Source organism: Caballeronia udeis (assembly GCF_001544555.2).
Lineage (GTDB): Bacteria > Pseudomonadota > Gammaproteobacteria > Burkholderiales > Burkholderiaceae > Caballeronia > Caballeronia udeis.
Genome location: NZ_FCOK02000024.1, coordinates 47,767 through 67,500 on the forward strand (window position 1 = coordinate 47,767; position 19,734 = coordinate 67,500).

Consider the following 19,734-nt stretch of genomic DNA (forward strand, 5'->3'; position numbering starts at 1 on the left):
ACGTGACACTGCGTCATGCATCCCGCTTATGCCTCCCGCTCGGGAAGCGTGTCCGGCCAACGGTTCTCCTCCACGCAATTCGATGTGGGTACGCGCCTGGCCCAGCCTTCTGCCTGCAGCATCGGTTCGTCGTAGAAACGCTCTACATGCCCGATGCACAGAATGGCGACCGGCTTCGCGTCCGCAGGCATATGCAGCAGCCGTTGAACCGCACTTACGTCGAACAGCGACACCCAGCCCATCCCGAGGCCTTCGGCGCGCGCGGCCAGCCAGATGTTCTGGATAGCGCACGCGACCGATGCCAGGTCCATTTCAGGCAGCGTCCGGCGGCCGAAGATGTGGCGCTCGCGATTCTCCATCAGGCCTACGACCACGACCTCGCCGCAGTCCAGGATGCCCTGGACCTTGAGCCGCATGAATTCGTCGCTGCGCTCGTTGAGCACCTCGGCAGTGGCGCGCCGCTCGGTTTCAACGACGTCGTGCAACGCGGTGCGCAGGTTCCGGTCCGTCACGCGGACGAAGCGCCAGGGCTGCATGAAACCGACGCTCGGCGCATGGTGCGCGGCGTCGATCAGCCGCGCCATTTGATCGGCGGCAATCGGGGCGTTGGTGAAGTGCCGCATGTCGCGGCGTTCGTGGATCGCGCGGTACACCGCGGCAATCTCGGGCTCGGAAAAACGCTTGAAGGTCGAATCAGTCATACATCCATGCTTAAAAAGTGTCCCAGGGGCGAACAAGCGGGCAAACATCCGGGCCGGTGTCTATCGCCGGGAAACGGAGTTTTCCCAACCCACGTCCATCGCAGCATGACTCACGCACCACGAACGCGCACCGATGTCGTTATTCACCACATCCGCGTCGCCTTCCGATAAATCTTCGTGTCGCGTGCTGCCGTTATCTGGTCAATCAACGCTTGATTCCAGTGGTTCCCTTCACGGTTCGCCCCAGATATCCGGAGGATACAGACCTGTTGCGCCGCGTACTACCGCGACGCAGTGGGGACTAGCCCTTATGCGCAAACACATGACTATTCGCGGCGGCCTGGTCGCGACAATCGCCATTTACACCGTCTTGCTCATCGCGGTCATCCTGGGGGGCATCCTGGGTCTGTACGGCAGCAATTCGGCGCTCAGGGAGATGTATCGCGACGATACCGCGTCGGTGCTGCACCTCAAAACCAGCTCGGAGCGCTTGCTGTTGCTGCGCGCCGGGTTCGGCGAAGTCGAGCAACTGATCAGCGCCGGCAAGCCCGCCCAGCGCGAAATCGCCCGGCAGCATGCGCTGCTGAACGAGAGCAACAAGGAACTGGAAGCTTTCCGGAAGCTTCACGAGCCGGTGCCGGCGGAGAAGGTGCTGATCGATGCGATGCAGGCGCGGCGGGATCAGCTGCTGGCCCAGGTGTTCCAGAAGGCGCTGACCGAGCTCGACCAGGACAACCTGGTGGATTTCCTCACGACCCAGCGCGAAGCGCCGCCCGCGCTTTTCTCCGATTATCAAAGCGCGCTGAGCGCGCTGGAAAACTTCCAGGTCGAACGGCAGAAAGCCCGCTTCGACACCACCGATGCGCGTTTCAAAGCCATGCTCTGGGCGCTGGGCGCCGCCGCGGTCGTCGCGCTTTTCATCGGCTTTTTCGCGCAGAGAATACTGACCCGGGCGATCGTGCGGCCGATCGACATGGCCGTCGATTATTTCGGCCGGATCTCGGCCGGCGACCTGACCAGCACCGTGACGGTCCAGCGCAACAACGAAATGGGCTACATGCTCAACGCGTTGAAGGGCATGCAGGAGGGGCTCGCGCAGACGGTGCGCAAAGTGCGGTCGAGCGCGGAGACGATCGTGCGCGACGCCCATGCGATCTCGGGCGGCAATCTCGATCTGTCGGCACGCACGGAGCAACAGGCCGCGTCGCTTCAGGAAGCTGCATCGAGCATGGAGCAGTTGACCGCGACGGTGAGGCAGAACGCCGACAACGCGCGCAACGCAAGCGAACTCGCGGCGAGCGCATCGGATATTGCGTTGCGCGGCGGGGACGTGGTGAACCGCGTGGTCGCGACCATGGACACGATCTCGGGCAGCTCGGACAAGATCGTGGGCATTGTCGGGGTGATTGAAGGGATCGCGTTCCAGACCAACATCCTCGCGTTGAATGCGGCGGTGGAAGCTGCCAGGGCAGGCGAGCAGGGCCGGGGTTTCGCGGTCGTTGCCAGCGAGGTGCGCAGTCTTGCGCAACGTTCGGCATCGGCGGCGAAGGAGATCAAGGAACTGATCGGTACTTCCACGTTGAGCGTGAAGGACGGCAGCCAGCTTGTGGCTCATGCCGGCGCGACCATGGTCGAGGTCGTGGACGCGGTCAGGCGCGTGAGCGCGATCATGGCGGAGATCAGTCTGGCTTCGGGCGAGCAGACCACCGGCATCGAGCAGGTCAATGTGACGGTGGCGCAAATGGAAGAGATGACGCAGCAGAACTCGGCGCTGGTGGAAGAGGCGTCGGCGGCTGCGGTGTCGCTGGAAGAACAGAGCCGGCAGTTGAATGATGCGGTAGCGCTGTTCCGGTTGAAAGCCGCCGCGTGAAAGGCGGTTTTATATCCAGTACGTCAGGTCTGCGCAGGTCATACCCATAACCGGTGCACCTGACACTCACGCCCGCTACCTTATCTACCTTTATAGGGCTATTCCATCATGGGCCAGGCGAGATGCGGAGACGCCCAGTCCAGCTCACTCCCGACAACCATCACGCGCTCGTCGCACATGAACGCCATGGTCACGCCGACCGACGCGCGCCCGCTGGTCAGCGACAAATACGGCTGGCAGAACACGGCTGTTCCCATGTTAGCCACGGCCTTCCAGTAATACTGCCGATGATCCCATCGCCCTGATTGCGCAGCGAACAACGGTCCAAGCCGGACGTCCGCAGCCGACCCCGCGCGGCCGGTAGTCTCCTGGCCCAGGATGCGGCCGGTATCGTCGAGAACAAAGCAGCGTTTGCACAGTTCCAGCTTCGCCATGGGGGCGATGGCGTCGCTGATGCTCACGCCGTTCATCAACGCCGCCGCTGCTGTATTGAGCATCGTGAGATAAGGCGCCAACTGTGCTTCGAAGCGCGCAGTGCGCACGATCCGGCCTTCGGCAATGACATCGAATGCATGATCGATGCGCCGCGTGACTGCCGCCGCCGAGGGCAACGTGGCACTCGGTCTGCCCAGCAGGAACCCTTGCGCGAAATCGACGTTGGATTCAACCGCCAATATGAGCTCCTCGGTCGTCTCGATCCCTTCCACGACCACCAGCATGTCCGCCCGATGCAGCAGCGAAACAATGGTGGGGAGGAGAGGCTGATCAGAGGTACGGCTCTTCGCGCGGATCAATTCGCCATCCAGTTTGACGAAGTCCGGCTGGATGCGCAGCAGGCGGTCGAGGTTGGAGTGGCCCGTGCCGAAGTCATCGACTGCAATCAGGAAACCGCAGCCGCGATACCGCCACGCAGCCAGCGCAAGCTCCTCCACATCCACGCCTTCGGACTCGAGAATCTCGAGCACGACGCCGCGGGGATCCAGTCCCGCTTCGAACACGATGGCCGCCAGCGTCTGCTCATAACCCGCCTGGATGAAAGTGGACGGCGCGACGTTCAGGAACAGCCAGCAGTCGAGAGGCAAGCGTTTGCGCGCGTTCGCCAGATGAAGGTGATGGGTCAACGAGTCCAGGTCGGTGATGCCGGGATTCGACTGCGGCGCGAACAGCTTGTCCGGCTGCAGCGGCGTGCCGTTCCGGTCGAAGCCGCGCAACAGGGCTTCGAAACCGACCTGCTTCTGATGCGACAAACTGTAGACCGGCTGATAGTGCGTGAAGAGATCGAATGCACCCCAACGCGTGACCACGACCGGCTCCTCGTCGACGCGCGTGTCGTTGTCTTCATCAAGGGCAGTCGCGCGCACGCGCTCGACCCGTCTTGCCTGCTCGACGAATACCCGGTTATGGCCCGCGTGTTTTGCGCGCAACAACGCTTCGTCGGCACGGTCGAGCAGTTGGGTGACGTTCTCATTCTGCCGGCGATGCGCCACGCCGAAACTGGCGGTGAGAAAACCGTCGGGCCGCTGGATCGTCGCTATGAGAATGCGCAGCGTGTCGGCCAGCGCGGACGCCCGATCAGGCGTGGGCGTTTTGATAAGGACCGCGAACTCCTCGCCTCCAAGCCGTCCGATCACCGCGTCCGCAGGCACGGCGTCATTTAGGACCGTGGTGACTTGCAACAGCGCTTCGTCGCCTTGTGCGTGGCCATACTGATCGTTCAGGGACTTGAAGCGGTCGATGTCCAGGAAGATCACGCTGACCACTTCTTCGTGACCTTTCGTCTCGCTCATCATCTGTTCCGCACGCTCGAGAAAAGTGCGCCGGTTCAGGAGTTGGGTCAAGGGATCGGTCGCGGCGAGTGCCAGCAGTTTCTCTTCGAGCAGGAAGTGGTTGAGCCGGAACCAGTAGAAGCAGAAATGAAACGTGGTTGCCGTCGGGATACCAATCGCGACCCACATGGCGCACAAGACGTAGTCGTCATGCGTGAAGGGCACCGCCATGACAAAGGGCAGCCCGGCGAGATAAAACGCAATCGTTCCCAGGATGAAATGCCGCGGCGTCAGCCACAGCGGCGCCGCGCAGATTGGAATGACCATGCCGGCCGGCAACATCCAGAAGAGCGGTTTTTCGACGCCTTCGACGTTGATCACGATCCCGATCTGCAGCACCACGATGTAAAGCACGCCGATCAAGCCGAATATGAACGTGGACGGCGCCTTCGGGATTGCCGCGACGAGCAGCAACATGGCGAGCGCGCATGTCAGGCGCGGCCAGAGCGGCAGGTAGGTACCGGTTACGTGCGAGCGGGCGGTGACGAAGATCAGGAATGCCACCACGGTAAAGGCCATGGTGACCGTTGATAACGGCCGTTGCTGATCCATCGAACGGCGGTGGAAACAGAGTCTGAGCGTGGGGGTGATGGTTGGCGGAAGCAGGGAAGTGAGCATGTTCTCGGGTATGTTTTAGCAGCCTTATTAATTAATGAGGCTGTCGGCTGTGCCGGGCCGAGTTGTATGAGCTACCGCGGATATCAAATCACATGATCCGGTTATGATCGGATGAAATGGATTGTCTTACCTTGCGCGGCCGCGCTCAAGAGAATGTTTACCCAAACGTATTCTTTCGGAGACTAAGGCGCCTGCGTGGCGCCGGATGGGAGTGTTACAGGGAAGGGAGAAAGCGCTATTCGTGCGCCATGCGATTACCGCAGGCAAAGCAATGCCACGGTTGTCCGGTATTGCAGACAGTTCAGCAATCAGGCCGCCCGTTCGACAAATTCGCTTTCAATTATTCAGATCAGCCGCGAGCGGCCATTGCGGCCATTGCGTCGCAGTTCGGCGACTTGCCAGGCGGCGAGCGCGATACAGCCAAACAGCACTTCGCGCATCCGTTTCACCAGCGCGAGCGCGATGCCCGCTTGCCTGTCCACGCCGGCCATGTGGGCGAGCACCATGATCGCGGCCTCCTGCACGCCCAGCCCCGCCGGCATGAAAAACGCCGCGTGGCGGACCGCCTGAGTGAGCGCTTCCACGGCAAGCGCGCTGGCAATCGATACCGGATGGCCGAAGAATGCGAGCGCCCAGTACACCTCGAGCGAACCGAGCATATAACCGCCCAACTGCCACGCGAAAGCGCAGGCAAGCAAGCCCGGGCGCTGCATCAGCGCGTCTATTTCCCGGTCGAGCCGCGCGCCGTCCAGCTTCGACAGGAACCGGCGAGACGGTCCGAGCCAGCGGGCCGCATGCCTTTCGAGCGCCTGAAACAAGCCGCCGCTCCTGACCAGAATAAAAAACACAATGGGGACCGGTGACGAGAGCAGCAACGCAAGACCGATCAGCCGCACGCCCGCAAACGCGTGAGTGGTCGCCACCAGCAGCAACAAGCCCAGTGCGGAGAACGCATATTGGACGACCACCGTCACCAGCACTTCCACGATCACCGATGCACTGACGCGATTCACGTCGGCGACATACCAGTGCGCTAGCCGGATTCCCACCAGCTCACCGCCGACGCCCGCTGCCGGCAGCAGGCGGCTGACCGACTCGCGCACCGTTGCTATCCACCACAGGACGGGCAGCGGCGCGAGGCGGCCGAGGAGAACCCGCCAACCGCATGCATCGAGTAACAAGGGCAGCGCGTGGAACGGGACGAGCCAGAGCATGGTGATGCCGGCTTGGCGGATTCCCCGCAGCACGTCGGCGAAACCCTCGTGCACGGCGAAAACGCTCAGCAAGCCGATGGCGAGAGGCCAGCGCGCCCACGCGAGCCAGCGCAGCGCCGCAGTCATAGGACGCGCAACGCCGGCTTGACGGCTGACGTAGTGGCCGGGAACACGTCGCGAAAGCCGCCGCGCGGCAGGCCCATGGCGTCCATTGCGGCAGCCACGCGCGGCGAGACCAGTGCAGCAAGCTCGTCGGCGTGCCGGTAGTCCGCCATTGAAGGCGTGAGCGCGTCATCACCCGGCATGGCGGGATGGCAGTAGATCTCGGTCACGCCATCGGGGAGCGTGCCTAGCGCCTTGATGAAGGCTGCTTCGTCCATTCGCCCGCTCTGCGCGAGACCCGCTACGTGATCGTTGTGAGCAAGCCGGCGCCGGTCGAGGCGCGCGCGCACCAGCGAAATCCAGGGCCGCAATAGAAGCGGCCCGCGCGCCTCATAAGGCAGGCGCATTGCCCTCATGCCGAACTCGCTGCCTATCTCGAGCAAGAGCGACAGCACGGTCGGGTGAAGATGGAAATGCTTGTGCGTATTGACGTGATCGAGCGGCAGCCCGGTCGCGGCAAACGCTTCGAATTGCGCGCGAATTTCATGAGCCAGCTGGGCTCGTACGCGGGGAAGAAAGAAAAAGCGCACGCCGTCGCGCACCATCGCGTTGCCGAAACGTCCCTGGTCATCAACGAGCTGGGCAATCTCGCTGCGCGGCGACGTTGCCTGGCCATCGGCGAGGACAACATGCAAACCCACGCGTAAAGTCGGCAGCCGCCGCGCGCGCTCGACGGCGTCAGCGGCGGCGTCGCCCGAGACCATCAGGCTGGCAGAGGTCAGCACGCCGTTTCGATGCGCACGCTCGACCGCGTCGTTCACGCGTGGGTGCAGTCCGAAGTCGTCCGCGGTCACAATCAATGCTCGTCGTGCCGGCCCGGTCGCCGCTTGCGACCGGCTCATGCTTCGTGGGTGCGCAGGAAACGGAAGAACTCGACTCCTTCACGCAAGCGCCGCTTCATCATCTCCCAGCTCATCAGCATTTCGCGCACGATCTCCCAGATCTTCGACGGCCGGAAATAGAACTGTTTGTAGAACCTTTCGAGCCCGTGATAGATCTCTTCACGCGATAAATGCGGATAGCCGATAGCAGCCAGTTGCACGCCTTCCGCACTGACCAGATTGATGACCTTGTTCTCCTCCAGCCAGCCGTTGTCCACCGCCTGCTTGTAAAGCGTGGTGCCCGGATAGGGCGCGGCGAGCGACACCTGAATGGTATGCGGGTTGATTTCCTTCGCATAACGAATGGTATTTTCAATTGTCTCGCGGGTTTCGCCGGGCAGGCCGAGAATGAAGGTGCCATGAACCTTGATGCCGAGCTTGCGGCAGTCAACGCTGAAGCGCCGCGCCATGTCCGTGCGCAGTCCCTTCTTGATGTTCAGCAGGATCTGGTCGTCGCCGGATTCATAGCCCACCAGCAACAAACGCAGGCCGTTCTCCTTCATGATCTTGAGCGTTGAATACGGCACGTTGGCCTTCGCGTTGCAGGACCACGTGACGCCGAGCTTGCCCAGCCCCCGCGCAATCTCTTCCACGCGCGGCTTGAAGTCGGTGAAGGTGTCGTCGTCGAACATGATCTCCTTCACTTCGGGCATGTTGTCCCTGATCCACTTCACTTCTTCCAGCACGTTTTCGACTGAACGTGTCCGGTAGCGGTGACCTCCCACGGTCTGGGGCCACAGGCAGAAGGTGCAGCGTGAGCGGCAACCGCGGCCTGTATAGATCGACACATAAGGGTGCGACAGGTAGCCGATGAAATAGTTGTCGATCTTGAGATCGCGCTTGTAGACCGGTGCGACGAAAGGCAGCGCGTCCATGTCCTCGAGAATAGGCCGCGCCTCGTTATGCTCGATCGAGCCGTCGGCAAGCCGGTAGCTCAGGCCCTTGATTTGCGCGAAGGGTTTGCCTTCGGACACTTCCAGACAGGTGAAGTCGAATTCCTCGCGACAGACGAAATCGATTGCATCGCTTGCGAGCAGCGAATTGAGCGGATCCACCGCTACTTTCGCTCCCACCATGCCGATCAGGAGCGACGGTTTATGCTCCTTCAGCTTCTCGGCGAACAACGCATCGCTTGGGAACGAAGGCGTGCTCGTATGGATGATCACCAGATCGTAAGCCTCGGCGATCCGGAGGGTCGCGTCCACCGTCAAGCCGTCGGCGGGGGCATCGAGCACCCGGCTGCCCGGCACGAGTGCGGCGGGCTGTGCGAGCCAGGTCGGGTACCAGAACGAACGGATCTCGCGCTTCGCCTGGTAGCGCGAACCCGCGCCGCCGTCGAAACCATCGAACGAAGGGGCCTGCAAGAACAGCGTTTTCATAAGTTGCTCCTGAAACTTGGACTTGCCGTATGGAATGGCTTTATTGGTTTGCTTCGCGATTCGCAACACGCGCGGGGGCGGTATCGAAGCGCTTGTCGGGCACGTCCGTCAGATTGACCTCCGGTGTGACAACCTGCGGCACGATCCGGATGCGGGCTCCCCGCCAGATCACGTGCGAGCCGAACGCCGCCGCGATCCATTCGGCGGACAACAGCAGGTCGCGCAGCGGAATGAGCGGCAGGTCGCGCCAGAACGAGCGCCAGTGGCGGGTAGTTCTCCAGTGCAGGAGCAGCCGTGCGCTGAGGCCGAACGACGTGCTCAGGTCGACGATCATGTCGGCGGTGGAGTCGGCAAACGCGCCGCCGCTCCAGTCGAAACCGAGGCCCAGCAGCCAGCTTGTCAGCAGCCATGGCGACGTGAAGGTGATGAAGAGGAACGCAAACCCCAGCGGGTTGATCGAGCGGATGGTGCGCAGCCAGCGGGTCTCGCGCAGCCAGAGCGAGGGCAGGTCGCGCTCGGTCACGTCCGTTGTGACGGTGAGCTCGGACACGTGCGTGCGCAAGCCGAGCTCTCGCACGTATTCGGCCAGCCAGAAATCGTCCGCAACGCAATCCTTTAGTTCATGAAAACCGCCGATTGCATCGAGGGTTTCGCGGCGCAGCGCGAGCGTTGCGCCGAAACCGAAGCGGCGCGCGCCGGCCGCTCGCGCCACATGCACCGACGGCACGAACCATTCGTCGATGAAAAGCGCACCGAGCCGCGCCCACACTTCGCCTACCCGCCGCGCGCGATAGAGGCAGGTGACCAGGCCGGCCTGGCCCGAGAGCAGCGGGGCGGAGACTGTATGCAGATAATCCGGTGGGACCGCAATGTCACTGTCTGCGATCACGATGACTTCGTGGCGCGCGTGCTGCACAAGATTGATCAGGTTACTGACCTTGAGGTTGAGGCCGTGCACGGAGTCGTTGACGACGAGCGTGATGTCGAGCTTTGGGTACGCCTCGCGCAGCCGGTTCACCACCCCGACGGCAGGGTCGGCCGCCGATGACACGCCAAAAAGCAGTTGAAAGTGCGGATGCGTCTGCCGGCAGAACGTTTCGAGGTTGGAGTAAAGACGTGGCTCGAGGCCGCATAAAGGCTTGAGCACGCTGATGGTGGCGTGCATCGTCGGCTCGCCTCCGGCGCGCGTCATGCCCCACGGCCGGGAACCGTAACGCATGAGTGCTGCGACCGTTATGTAGACGGATGAGAGGCAGCAGAGGCCAATCAGCATCCATTCGATAACGGGTAGCGGCGTCCAGGTCATGCTATTCCTCTGCATGTATCGGTGGCCGGTCACGCTCAGGCAAGACAGGCCGGTTAGCGGGATAGTGGACCGAGCTGTTTGATTCGAGGATCCTCCCGCTGCGGTCGATGTTCAAGCGTAGTTGTGTGCCAGTGTGGGTGCCGGCGGATGGGACGCTGTCATCCTGCAGTCAACCCGGAGTCACCCCTAACGCTGTCGTCCGTAAATATATCGTGCACTGATTCGAGTCATCAAATGAAATCTGTCACAGTATTACTGACAAAATCATGGGTGAATAATTTCACTCCGCTTTCGCAAACGGAGGGGCTGTTGACACGATTGCGAGGAAGGCGCTAGGCGCAACAAAGCTGAAGGCGATGCAACAGGCAGTAGATAGCGCCCTTTTCACTGCTCGCGCGTTCAGCCCTCGATGGTGTTTCTTCACAGGCATGTTCGAGGCTGCGCGAGAGCGGTTCGTACCCCCAATTCCGGTCGAACTCGCCGGTGTGCTCCGTGCGTGCACCGTATGCGCTCCGTTTTTACCACGCTCGCACGATCATGGCATTCGTCGCGGCGCCGTTGCCGTTGCTGTTCCGACTGCTGTTTCGACTGCTCTGATTTGTGTATTCATCTAGACGTCTTGCAAGCGTCACTGCTACGTCATGTTGCATTCCTAGAATCCGTCGCAAAGCTGTAAGGTTTGAAATGCGATTGTGAGGAAACCATGGATGCAATTCACATCGAACGTCTCAGCAAGACGTTCAGTAATGGCCGCAAGGCACTCGACTCCATCGACCTGAAAGTTGGCGAAGGAGAAATGATCGCGTTGATCGGTGCATCGGGCTCAGGAAAGTCCACGCTGCTGCGGCACATTGCCGGCTTTACGGCATCCGACCCGGCACCCTCGCACATCACGCTGCTCGGCCGGCCCATCCAGCACAACGGCAAGGTCGCGGGCGAGGTTCGCCGGATCCGCCGCGATGTCGCCTTTGTCTTTCAGCAGTTCAATCTCGTAGGATGCCTTACCGTGCGTACCAACGTGCTGATTGGCGCGTTGTCGCGGGTGCCGTTGTGGCGGCGTCTTGTCGGCCGGTTTCCGCGAGTCGAGCACGATCTGGCGGTGGCGTCGCTCAGTGCAATGGGCATTGGCGACCACATCAACGAGCGCGCCAGCACCTTGTCCGGCGGCCAGCAACAGCGCGCCGCGCTGGCGCGTGCACTGGTGCAGCGAGCCCGCATTGTCCTCGCCGACGAACCGATCGCATCGCTCGATCCGGAGTCGTCGCGGCGTGTCATGGAACTGCTCCAGTCGCTGAACAAGGACCACGGGTTGACCGTCGTGGTGTCCTTGCATCAGATCGAAGTCGCGATGAAATATTGCGCGCGCACCGTGGCGCTGCGTGATGGCCGCGTGGTCTACGACGGCCCGTCCGCCAGTCTCACGCCGGCCCTGCTGCGCGATCTCTATGGTGCGGCGGCCGAAGAACTGCTGACCGACACGGAGATCGCACAGCGCGACGCGGCCAAGCCAGCCGACCGTGCAGCGGCACGTCCGGAAGGTGCGTCGGCCCGCTCGGCCGCATTTGCGTCGGCGTCCGCTGCCAGCTCCTGAATGTGCGCCCTGATTGTGTTTTTGCCCCCATTTCAGCACTCCCCTAAACCTGGACTTATTCGATGAAATCAGCTCGTTTTCTTCTGGCCGGTGCGGCCCTTGCCGCCTGTTTTGTCACGCAGGCGGTGCACGCCGAAACGCTTGACTTCGGCATTATCTCGACCGATAGCTCGTCCGCGCTCAAGGAGCGCTGGCAGCCGCTGATCGATGACCTCAACAAGCAGACCGGTCTCGACGTCAAGCCGTTCTTCGCAACCGACTATGCCGGCATTATCGAAGGCATGCGCTTTAACAAGGTGCAGATCGGCTATTTCGGCAACGCTTCCGCCATTGAAGCGGTCGATCGTGGCAACGGCGAGGTGTTCGCGAAGGTGAAGTACAAGAGCGGCGAAGCGGGCTATTACTCGGTGCTGATCACGAATGTGAACAGCAAGTGGAAGACCATTGATCAGGTATTGAAAAACACGCGCGAGATCAACCTTGGTTTCGGGGACCCGAACTCGACCTCGGGCACGCTCGTGCCGTCCTACTACCTGTTTTCGAAGAACGGCATTTCGGTGCGCAACGACTTCAAGAACGTGCTTCCGTCGAATCACGAAGCCAACATGCTTGCTGTAGTGAACAACCGGGTGGACGTGGCGACCAATAACACCACCACCATGGCGACGTTGAAGAAAGAGCATCCCGAGCGCTTCGCGCAACTGCGGGTGTTGTGGACGTCCCCGTTGATTCCGTCGGACCCGCTGGTATGGCGTCGCGACTTGCCGCAGGCCACGAAGGACAAGCTGCGCAATTTCTTCGATCACTACGCGCAGAGCGATCCACGCGAGAAGGCGATCATGGACGCGCTTACGGGCTACGCGGGCTTCGAGCCTTCCTCCGATGCGCAACTCGTGCCGATCCGTCAAATGGCGCTGTTCCAGAAAAAGCAACAGGTGCAGAACGACGCGAATATTTCGGACGCGGACAAAAAAACGCAACTCGCGGCGCTTGACCAGAAGCTCGCGCAACTGGATAGCGTGGCGGCGAAGTGAAGCACAACGCCGACGCACATTCCCTCGACAGCGCGCGTGGCGGTTCAGTGCCGCTGAAGGTGGAACTGCGGCAACCGAAGCGAAGCTGGTTGTCCATGTTCGGATGGCTCGTGGTGGTGGCGGTGCTCGGGCTTTCCTGGCCGCGCGCCGACATGCGCCCGCTCGATCTCTTCAGCGACCCCGGCAACATGGTGCAGTTCGGCAAGGACTTCTTCCCGCCGGACTTCTCCGACTGGCGCACCTACATTCACGAGGTGATCGTCACGCTGGCGGTGGCGGTGTGGGGCACGGCGCTTTCGCTGGTGTGCGCCGTGCCGTGCGGGCTGCTGTCGGCCTACAACATTGCGCCGGTGTGGATAGCGCAGCCGGTCCGCCGCCTGATGGACTCATGCCGCGCGATCAACGAGATGGTCTTCGCGATGCTGTTCATTGTCGCGGTGGGACTTGGGCCGTTCGCCGGTGTGCTCGCGCTTTGGGTGCATACGACCGGCGTGCTGGCGAAGCTGTTCGCTGAAGCCGTTGAAGCGATCGATCCACGGCCCGTTGAAGGTGTGCGAGCGACGGGCGCGGGAAGTCTGGATGAAGTCCTTTATGGCGTGCTGCCACAGGTCCTGCCGCTGTGGATCTCGTATGCGCTGTACCGGTTCGAGTCGAACGTACGCTCGGCGATGGTGGTCGGCATGGTCGGCGCGGGCGGGATTGGTGTTGTGTTGTACGAAGCGATCCGCTCGTTCGACTATGCGAAAACGTCGGCCGTGCTGCTGATGGTGATTGTGATCGTGACACTGATCGATCTGGGGTCTGCGTGGCTTCGTGAACGCGTGATCTGAACTATTGGCCGGCGGGCAATGGCGCGCCGGCCAATAGGCCAATAGTTCATCAGCGCTGCTGGCTGATTGCGGCCAGCAACTGCTGACCCGCTTCGGACAGCAAACCCGAATTGTCGATGGTGATGAGGTGCGCCTGCTCGGGAAGCAACAGGGCGGGGCGGCGCGCAAGCCGCGCTTCCATCTGCCTTGAATCTTCGCGGCCGCGCCGCTCGAGCCGGGCCGCGAGCACCGCGGGGCTTGCGTGAATGTGGACGAACTGCGTGAACGGATAACGCTCGAGCGCAGCCGGCGCATGTTGGCGCGACCCATTGACCACGACCGGCAATCCGCGCGCGAGCCACGCATCTATCTCGACGCCGATGCCATAGTGCAGTCCGTGACTTTCCCAATGCAGGGAGAACACGCCGCTGGCCAGACGTGCGGCGAATTCCTCGTGGCTCAGCGCCACATGGTTCTCGCCGTCGGAAACAGGGCGCGTGATGTAGCGATGCGCGAACATCACCTGCGCGCCAATGCGTTCACGAGCGAAGCCGAGCAGCGAGTCCTTGCCGGCGCCTGACGGCCCCATCACGTAGATCAATCGACTGGTTTCCGTGCTCATTCAAGGGCCTCGGAGCGAGCATGGGTGAAGGGCAGGCGCTGCCAGAGCGTGAACGGCGCAGCCGGGCGCGGCTGGACAAAAAGCGCCGCGCCGTGGAAGGGCAGAGGTCCAAGCGCAGCAGCGCGGGCTTGCCACAGCGAGACAATGGCCGCGCGCGCCGAAGCTGAATCGAGTGCGTCGGATAGCGTCATGTGGAAGCGGAATTCATCGAGCACATACGGGTAGCCCCATTCATGCAACAGGGTTTGCTGCCGTTCGCTCAAGCCGGATGCAAGGCGCCGCTCGGCGTCCTCCGCCGAAGGACGTGCGCGCAGCGAGGCAAGCGCATGCAAAGCGCTTGCGGCGATCCGGCGGATTGCTTCGTCGTCATCCGGCTCTCCGGCTCGCAAGGCGACGAAGCGGCCCATCTCGACGGCGGACAGGGGCGCATCGAACGGAGCGATGTGACTCGCCCATTCGCGAGCTACGGACAAGACCTGCTGCGGCGTAACCCCTTCGGCTGTATGGAAAGGCGCGACGAGCGTTCCGTGCCAGCCATACCGGCGCGGGGATCCGGTGAGCGCCGCAACGGTCTGTCCGAGCGCGGCAATGGCTGGCTCCAAAGGTGCTTCGATCAGGCGTCCGGTCTCGGCATCGCGCCCCAGCCATTCGGAGCCCGCGCGCCACCATGCGGAAGAGGCGGACGGTGCATAGTAAAGCGCGATGCGCGCATCGGGTGTCCAGTCATTTGGCACGGCGTCGTTGGTCTCGCCACTCATACGCCGTCCTCGACCAGCAACTGCACGCGGTCGGCGGCGAAGTGGGTAATGCCATATTTAACCGGCACGCCGGCTTCGTCGACATCCACGCTTTCAACCCACATTACCGGTTGGGCGCGATTGATCTGCAAGCGCCGGGCGACTTCCGAGCTTGGCAGGACGCAGCCGATACGGCTCCATTTGCGGGTGTAGTCGACTACGCCGAATTCCGCCAGCGCCGCGCTGACGCCTTGCACGCCCGCGAGCACGCCGGGCAAGTCGGTGAAACGCATGGCGGGAAACCAGCTGCGTGCATAGGTCAGCGGTACATCGTCGGAATCATGCCGTGTCTCGATCTCGTACACGAACGTCCCTGCGCGAATGGAGAGCGCTTTCGCGGTGACCGGGTCGGCCTTCACCTTCTCGCTGGAGAGGACCACCCCCACGGATGCCTGGTTGTTGCGCCTCAGGTTTTCAGTAAAGCGCGTGCGACGCCCGATCTGATAGTCGATCGCACCCGGTTGCACGAATGTGCCGCGGCCCTGTTCGACGCTCACCAGCCCCGTGGCGGCCAGCCGCAACATGGCCCGGCGTACCGTATGCCGGTTGACGTCGAAACGCCGGGCGAGTTCGGCCTCGCTGGGCAGGCGGCCATCTTCGCCGAAGCTCTTCGCCGTGATTTCCGCCGAGAGAATCTGTTCGATCTGACGCCATACCGCGACGCCCGCACCGCGTTCCACGGCCAGGCCCGGCGTGCCAGTTTCGTTAGATGTCATGTCGCTGTCATTCCTGTCGGTTTGAATATCGTTTTCGGCATTGTAGTGCGCCGCCGATGGCGAAAATGTGAAAGCAGGGCGCCTGGGAAGAATATTTATCCGGTTGCACAAACGTCTAGACGACCGGATGACTATTCTAGTACCGTTCAGGCTGGACAGGACGACGAAATCACGGACGCGGCTTGGGCCTCAAGCGCGCCCTTATTAACGAGGAAAGACCATGAGTACATCTGAGCCGACGCCTGCGCCACCCGGCCTCGCGACGCGGCGGGAGTGGCTGGCCATCCTGGCGCGCACGCCGCGGGCGTGCATGAAGGACGCACTTGATACGGCACTGGAAGGCACGCCGCCGCCCGAATTCGACTGGCTGCGCGCACCGGATATCGGTCTTGCAATGGTGCGCGGACGGGTTGGCGGCAGCGGGGATGCGTTCAACCTGGGTGAAGTGACCGTGACGCGTGCGACGCTGCGCTTGCGGGTTCGCGAGGGACGCGCCGCGGTGGGTATTGCCGTTCACATGGGACGGGACAAGGAGCGGGCGACGCTTGCCGCGCTCGCCGACGCATTGCTGCAGACGCCTGCTTTCGAAGCCCGGATGCATGAGCATTTGCTGGCGCCGCTCGCTGCGCGCATTGCGCAAAGGCGGGAGCAAAAGCGGGCCCGGGCTGCGGGTACGAAGGTGGAATTCTTTACGATGGTAAGGGGCGACTGATGTTACCTGACAAGCTTTCAAGCAACTTTCGTGGCGCGGACGCCGCGGGCATCGATCTCGCGACCCTGACCCCTGGTTTCAACGACACTGTCCATGATTCACAGGGCGTGTTCCGCGCGTTGCTCAACGCGCTTTCGCGGCCCGGCAAGATCGTTTCGATCGATGCCGTACTGCCCGGCCTGGATCAGGACGGCAGCACGGCTGCGACCCATGTGCCAATGGCCGCGTTCGCTGCGCTGCTCGCACTGGCTGACTATTCGACGCCCGTGCTGCTGCAGCATGAACATCGCGGCTTGAGCGACGCGTTGCGGTTTCACACGGGTGCACCGCTGACGCACGATCATGGACAAGCGGTTTTTGCCTACCTGCACGACGCGCAATCCATGCCGCCGCTGGATGCATTTTCGCTCGGGGACCCTGAGACACCGGAGGACGCGGTCATGCTGTTCATCCGCGTGGACTCGCTTGACGACGGCACGCCGATGACCTGGCGCGGCCCCGGTATCCGCGATACGCAGACTGTCCATATCACGGGCGTGCCGGCTTCGTTCTGGCATGAGCGCGCGTCATTGGCGAGCCAGTTTCCTTGCGGTATCGACTGTTATTTCGTGCACGGCGGCTCGGTGATCGGCCTGCCGCGCACAACACGCGTGGAGGTGGCCTGATGTACGTTGCAGTCAAAGGCGGAGAACGCGCTATTGAACGTTCATGGGACTTGCTTGCCGCTAACCGGCGCGGCGATGAATCGATCGCTGAACTGGGTGTCGACCAGATTCGCGAGCAGCTCGGGCTGGCGGTTGCGCGTGTGATGACCGAAGGTTCGGTCTACGATGAAGAACTGGCCGCACTCGCGATCAAGCAGGCAGCAGGCGACCTTGTGGAAGCCATTTTCCTGCTGCGGGCGTATCGCACGACGCTGCCTCGATTCGGTTATACGGTGCCGCTCGATACGGAAGCCATGCTTGTGGAACGGCGCATTTCGGCTGCGTTCAAGGACATTCCGGGCGGACAGGTGCTGGGCGGTACGTACGATTACACCCAGCGTCTGCTCGACTTCAGCTTGCTGGCCGAAGGCGGCCCGCGCACACCCGACGTCAGCCTTCCCAGCGCGCCCGCACCGCAGCAGGAAGCAATGCCGCGCGTGCTCGCATTGCTCGACAAGGAAGGGTTGATCGAGCAGGAAAAGAAGCACGCGGACGCGCCCGAACCCGGCGATCTTTCGCGCGAGCCCCTGATGTTCCCCGTCGAGCGCCCGGTCCGTTTGCAGAATCTGGCCCGCGCTGATGAGGGTTTCCTGCTGGCTGTCGGCTACGCCACGCAGCGCGGTTATGCAAACTCGCATCCGTTCGCCGGCGAGATTCGTTACGGAGAAGTCGCCGTCGAGCTGGAGCTTGAAGAGCTGGGATTCGCGGTAGAGATCGGCGATATCGACATCACCGAGTGCCAGATGATCAACCAGTTCGCCGGCAGCGGCGACGTGCCGCCCACGTTCACGCAAGGGTATGGCCTCGCATTCGGCCACTCGGAACGCAAGACCATGGCCATGGCGCTGGTCGACCGTGCACTGCGCGCGCAGGAACTGGGCGAGACCGTTTCGTCGCCGACGCAGGACGCGGAATTCGTGCTTTATCACAGCGACAACGTGGAAGCATCGGGCTTCGTGCAGCACTTGAAATTGCCGCACTACGTCGACTTCCAGTCCGAGCTCGAGTTGCTGCGGCGTTTGCGTGCGGGCATCGAGAAAGAAGCGCAGCGCGAACGTGTTGCTCAGGAAGAGTATCAGGCTCAGGAAGGGCAACAAGCGCAGCCCGAGCCCAGCGAGGAGAACGCAGCATGAATGCGCGTATCGAAGAAAGTGCCATGGCTGAAGGCTATAACTTCGCCTACCTCGATGAACAAACCAAACGCATGATCCGTCGCGCGTTGTTGAAAGCGGTCGCCGTGCCGGGTCATCAGGTGCCGTTTGCATCGCGGGAAATGCCCTTGCCGTATGGCTGGGGAACGGGCGGCCTGCAGGTGACGTCCGCGATCATCGGACGCAGCGACACGCTGAAGGTGATCGACCAGGGCTCCGATGAAACCACCAACGCCGTGAATATCCGCCGCTTCTTTGCGCGCACGGCCGGCGTGACGACCACCACGCGCACGGTGGAAGCATCCATTGTCCAGACCCGTCACCGGATTCCTGAAACACCGCTGACCGAAGCACAGATCCTGGTGTACCAGGTGCCAATGCCCGAGCCGCTGTACCGACTCGAGCCTCGCGTCACCGAGAGCCGCAAGCTCCATGCGCTGGCGGACTACGGGCTGATCAACGTGAAGTACTACGAGGACATCGTGCAGCACGGCAGCATTGCGACCACCTACGATTACCCGGTGCTCGTGAACGATCGTTATCTCACTTCACCATCGCCCATTCCCAAGTTCGACAACCCGAAGATGCACATGAACCCGGCGCTCCAACTGTTCGGCGCGGGCCGCGAACGCCGCATCTATGCGATCCCGCCTTATACGAAGGTACGGAGTCTCGACTTCGAGGATCATCCGTTCACCATTCAGCACTGGGACCATGAGTGCGCGTTATGCGGATCGCGTGAGAGTTTCCTCGACGAAATGATTGTGGACGACGCCGGCGCGCGCATGTTCGTGTGTTCGGACAGCGACTACTGCCAGGAACGTCGCGCAGCACAGGAGGACGCATGAATCTTTCAACACCCGCACTGCCTTTGCTCACCGGCCGCGGACTCACGAAGCGCTATGACGGCCGCGGCGGATGTGCCGATGTGGACATCGATATATACCCGGGCGAAGTGCTTTGCATCGTCGGCGAATCCGGTTCAGGGAAATCCACCTTGCTGAACGCACTGGCGCTGCGAACCCCCGTGAACGAAGGTGCGTTGCACTATCGCACCGTGGAGCATGAGGTGCTCGACCTGTTCGCGTTGCCCATGCCGCGCCGCAGGATGCTCGCTCGTACGGACTGGGGTTTCGTGCACCAGAATGCGCGTGACGGACTGCGTCACGGCGTGTCGGCCGGGGCGAATATCGGCGAGCCGTTGATGGCGAACGGGGCCCGCCACTACGGACGCCTTCGTGAAACCGCCTCCGACTGGATGAGCCAGGTCGAACTGGATGCCGCGCGTATCGACGAGTTGCCTTCCGCGTTTTCAGGCGGCATGCAGCAGCGGCTTCAGATTGCGCGCAATCTTGTTACGAAACCGCGCCTCGTATTCATGGACGAGCCTACCGCGGGGCTGGATGTCTCCGTGCAGGCGCGGCTGCTGGACCTGCTTCGCACATTGACGGCCAAGCTTCATCTTGCTGCCCTGATTGTCACGCACGATATTGGTGTGGCGCGTTTGCTCGCGCATCGTCTTATGGTGATGAAGGACGGGCGAGTGGTGGAGAGCGGACTGACCGACCAGGTGCTCGATGACCCCCAACATCCCTATACACAGACGTTGGTTGCGTCCGTGCTGCCAGTTTGAGGTACGAG

18 protein-coding genes are annotated in these 19,734 nt (G+C 62.2%); 9 read left to right on the top strand and 9 right to left on the bottom strand.

The genetic code is table 11. The features are described 5' to 3' along the window. Positions 1-26: 26 nt before the first annotated feature. Positions 27-701 (bottom strand): 5,6-dimethylbenzimidazole synthase, encoded by a 675-nt coding sequence (gene bluB / locus AWB69_RS18500; RefSeq protein WP_062087301.1) that lies wholly within the window; start codon positions 699-701, stop codon positions 27-29. 310 nt (positions 702-1,011) lie between these two features. Between bluB and AWB69_RS18505 the strand changes: the two genes are divergently transcribed. Beyond that, the gene (locus AWB69_RS18505; protein WP_062087303.1) at positions 1,012-2,571 is read left to right on the top strand and encodes a methyl-accepting chemotaxis protein; all 1,560 of its coding nucleotides are present in this window, start codon (positions 1,012-1,014) and stop codon (positions 2,569-2,571) included. A gap of 98 nt (positions 2,572-2,669) precedes the next feature. Here the strand turns inward: AWB69_RS18505 and AWB69_RS18510 are convergent, their stop codons facing one another. The 5 genes from AWB69_RS18510 to hpnI form a co-directional block, all read right to left on the bottom strand. Beyond that, positions 2,670-5,015 (bottom strand): bifunctional diguanylate cyclase/phosphodiesterase, encoded by a 2,346-nt coding sequence (locus AWB69_RS18510; RefSeq protein WP_062087305.1) that lies wholly within the window; start codon positions 5,013-5,015, stop codon positions 2,670-2,672. A 344-nt stretch (positions 5,016-5,359) separates the two neighbouring features. Further along, entirely contained in the window at positions 5,360-6,355 is a 996-nt protein-coding gene (locus AWB69_RS18515) for a lysylphosphatidylglycerol synthase domain-containing protein (RefSeq protein ID WP_062087307.1), read from the bottom strand. Then, positions 6,352-7,233: a hopanoid biosynthesis-associated protein HpnK gene (hpnK, locus tag AWB69_RS18520; RefSeq protein WP_062087309.1), complete on the bottom strand. Its 882-nt coding sequence runs from the start codon at positions 7,231-7,233 to the stop codon at positions 6,352-6,354. The genes AWB69_RS18515 and hpnK overlap by 4 nt, the downstream gene beginning before the upstream one ends. Next, a complete protein-coding gene (gene hpnJ, locus AWB69_RS18525) occupies positions 7,230-8,651 on the bottom strand; it encodes a hopanoid biosynthesis associated radical SAM protein HpnJ (RefSeq protein WP_062087311.1) in 1,422 nt (473 codons plus the stop codon). The genes hpnK and hpnJ overlap by 4 nt, the downstream gene beginning before the upstream one ends. Before the next feature lie 40 nt (positions 8,652-8,691). Further along, entirely contained in the window at positions 8,692-9,957 is a 1,266-nt protein-coding gene (gene hpnI, locus AWB69_RS18530; RefSeq protein WP_062087313.1) for a bacteriohopanetetrol glucosamine biosynthesis glycosyltransferase HpnI, read from the bottom strand. Between the two features lie 703 nt (positions 9,958-10,660). Between hpnI and phnC the strand changes: the two genes are divergently transcribed. The 3 genes from phnC (at position 10,661) to phnE (ending at position 13,412) form a co-directional block, all read left to right on the top strand. Continuing rightward, a complete protein-coding gene (gene phnC / locus AWB69_RS18535; protein WP_062087315.1) occupies positions 10,661-11,548 on the top strand; it encodes a phosphonate ABC transporter ATP-binding protein in 888 nt (295 codons plus the stop codon). 62 nt (positions 11,549-11,610) lie between these two features. Continuing rightward, positions 11,611-12,582 carry a phosphonate ABC transporter substrate-binding protein gene (gene phnD / locus AWB69_RS18540; RefSeq protein ID WP_062087317.1) on the top strand — a complete coding sequence of 324 codons (972 nt, stop codon included), beginning with the start codon at positions 11,611-11,613 and terminating at the stop codon, positions 12,580-12,582. 95 nt (positions 12,583-12,677) lie between these two features. Continuing rightward, positions 12,678-13,412: a phosphonate ABC transporter, permease protein PhnE gene (phnE, locus tag AWB69_RS18545; protein WP_082913470.1), complete on the top strand. Its 735-nt coding sequence runs from the start codon at positions 12,678-12,680 to the stop codon at positions 13,410-13,412. Positions 13,413-13,461: 49 nt separating this feature from the next. Here the strand turns inward: phnE and phnN are convergent, their stop codons facing one another. The 3 genes from phnN to phnF are packed head-to-tail and all read right to left on the bottom strand — an operon-like array spanning position 13,462 to position 15,526. Continuing rightward, complete coding sequence (gene phnN / locus AWB69_RS18550) at positions 13,462-14,013, bottom strand: phosphonate metabolism protein/1,5-bisphosphokinase (PRPP-forming) PhnN (protein ID WP_062087319.1); 552 nt, start codon at positions 14,011-14,013, stop codon at positions 13,462-13,464. After that, positions 14,010-14,771, bottom strand: a complete 762-nt coding sequence (locus AWB69_RS18555) for a DUF1045 domain-containing protein (protein ID WP_062087321.1) — start codon at positions 14,769-14,771, stop codon at positions 14,010-14,012. The genes phnN and AWB69_RS18555 overlap by 4 nt, the downstream gene beginning before the upstream one ends. After that, positions 14,768-15,526 carry a phosphonate metabolism transcriptional regulator PhnF gene (phnF, locus tag AWB69_RS18560; protein WP_062087322.1) on the bottom strand — a complete coding sequence of 253 codons (759 nt, stop codon included), beginning with the start codon at positions 15,524-15,526 and terminating at the stop codon, positions 14,768-14,770. The genes AWB69_RS18555 and phnF overlap by 4 nt, the downstream gene beginning before the upstream one ends. A 220-nt stretch (positions 15,527-15,746) precedes the next feature. Here phnF and phnG point away from each other — a divergent pair, with 220 nt between their 5' ends. From phnG to phnK, 5 genes are read left to right on the top strand one after another with little or no spacing between them, the layout of a single operon-like run. Then, complete coding sequence (gene phnG, locus AWB69_RS18565) at positions 15,747-16,238, top strand: phosphonate C-P lyase system protein PhnG (RefSeq protein WP_062087323.1); 492 nt, start codon at positions 15,747-15,749, stop codon at positions 16,236-16,238. Next, the gene (phnH, locus tag AWB69_RS18570; protein ID WP_062087324.1) at positions 16,238-16,903 is read left to right on the top strand and encodes a phosphonate C-P lyase system protein PhnH; all 666 of its coding nucleotides are present in this window, start codon (positions 16,238-16,240) and stop codon (positions 16,901-16,903) included. The genes phnG and phnH overlap by 1 nt, the downstream gene beginning before the upstream one ends. Continuing rightward, complete coding sequence (locus AWB69_RS18575) at positions 16,903-18,075, top strand: carbon-phosphorus lyase complex subunit PhnI (protein ID WP_075643942.1); 1,173 nt, start codon at positions 16,903-16,905, stop codon at positions 18,073-18,075. The genes phnH and AWB69_RS18575 overlap by 1 nt, the downstream gene beginning before the upstream one ends. Continuing rightward, on the top strand, positions 18,072-18,941 hold the full coding sequence (locus AWB69_RS18580; protein ID WP_062087325.1) for an alpha-D-ribose 1-methylphosphonate 5-phosphate C-P-lyase PhnJ: 870 nt from the start codon (positions 18,072-18,074) through the stop codon (positions 18,939-18,941). The genes AWB69_RS18575 and AWB69_RS18580 overlap by 4 nt, the downstream gene beginning before the upstream one ends. Beyond that, on the top strand, positions 18,938-19,726 hold the full coding sequence (gene phnK, locus AWB69_RS18585) for a phosphonate C-P lyase system protein PhnK (protein WP_062087326.1): 789 nt from the start codon (positions 18,938-18,940) through the stop codon (positions 19,724-19,726). Before AWB69_RS18580 ends, phnK begins: the two co-directional genes overlap by 4 nt. Positions 19,727-19,734: the final 8 nt, after the last annotated feature.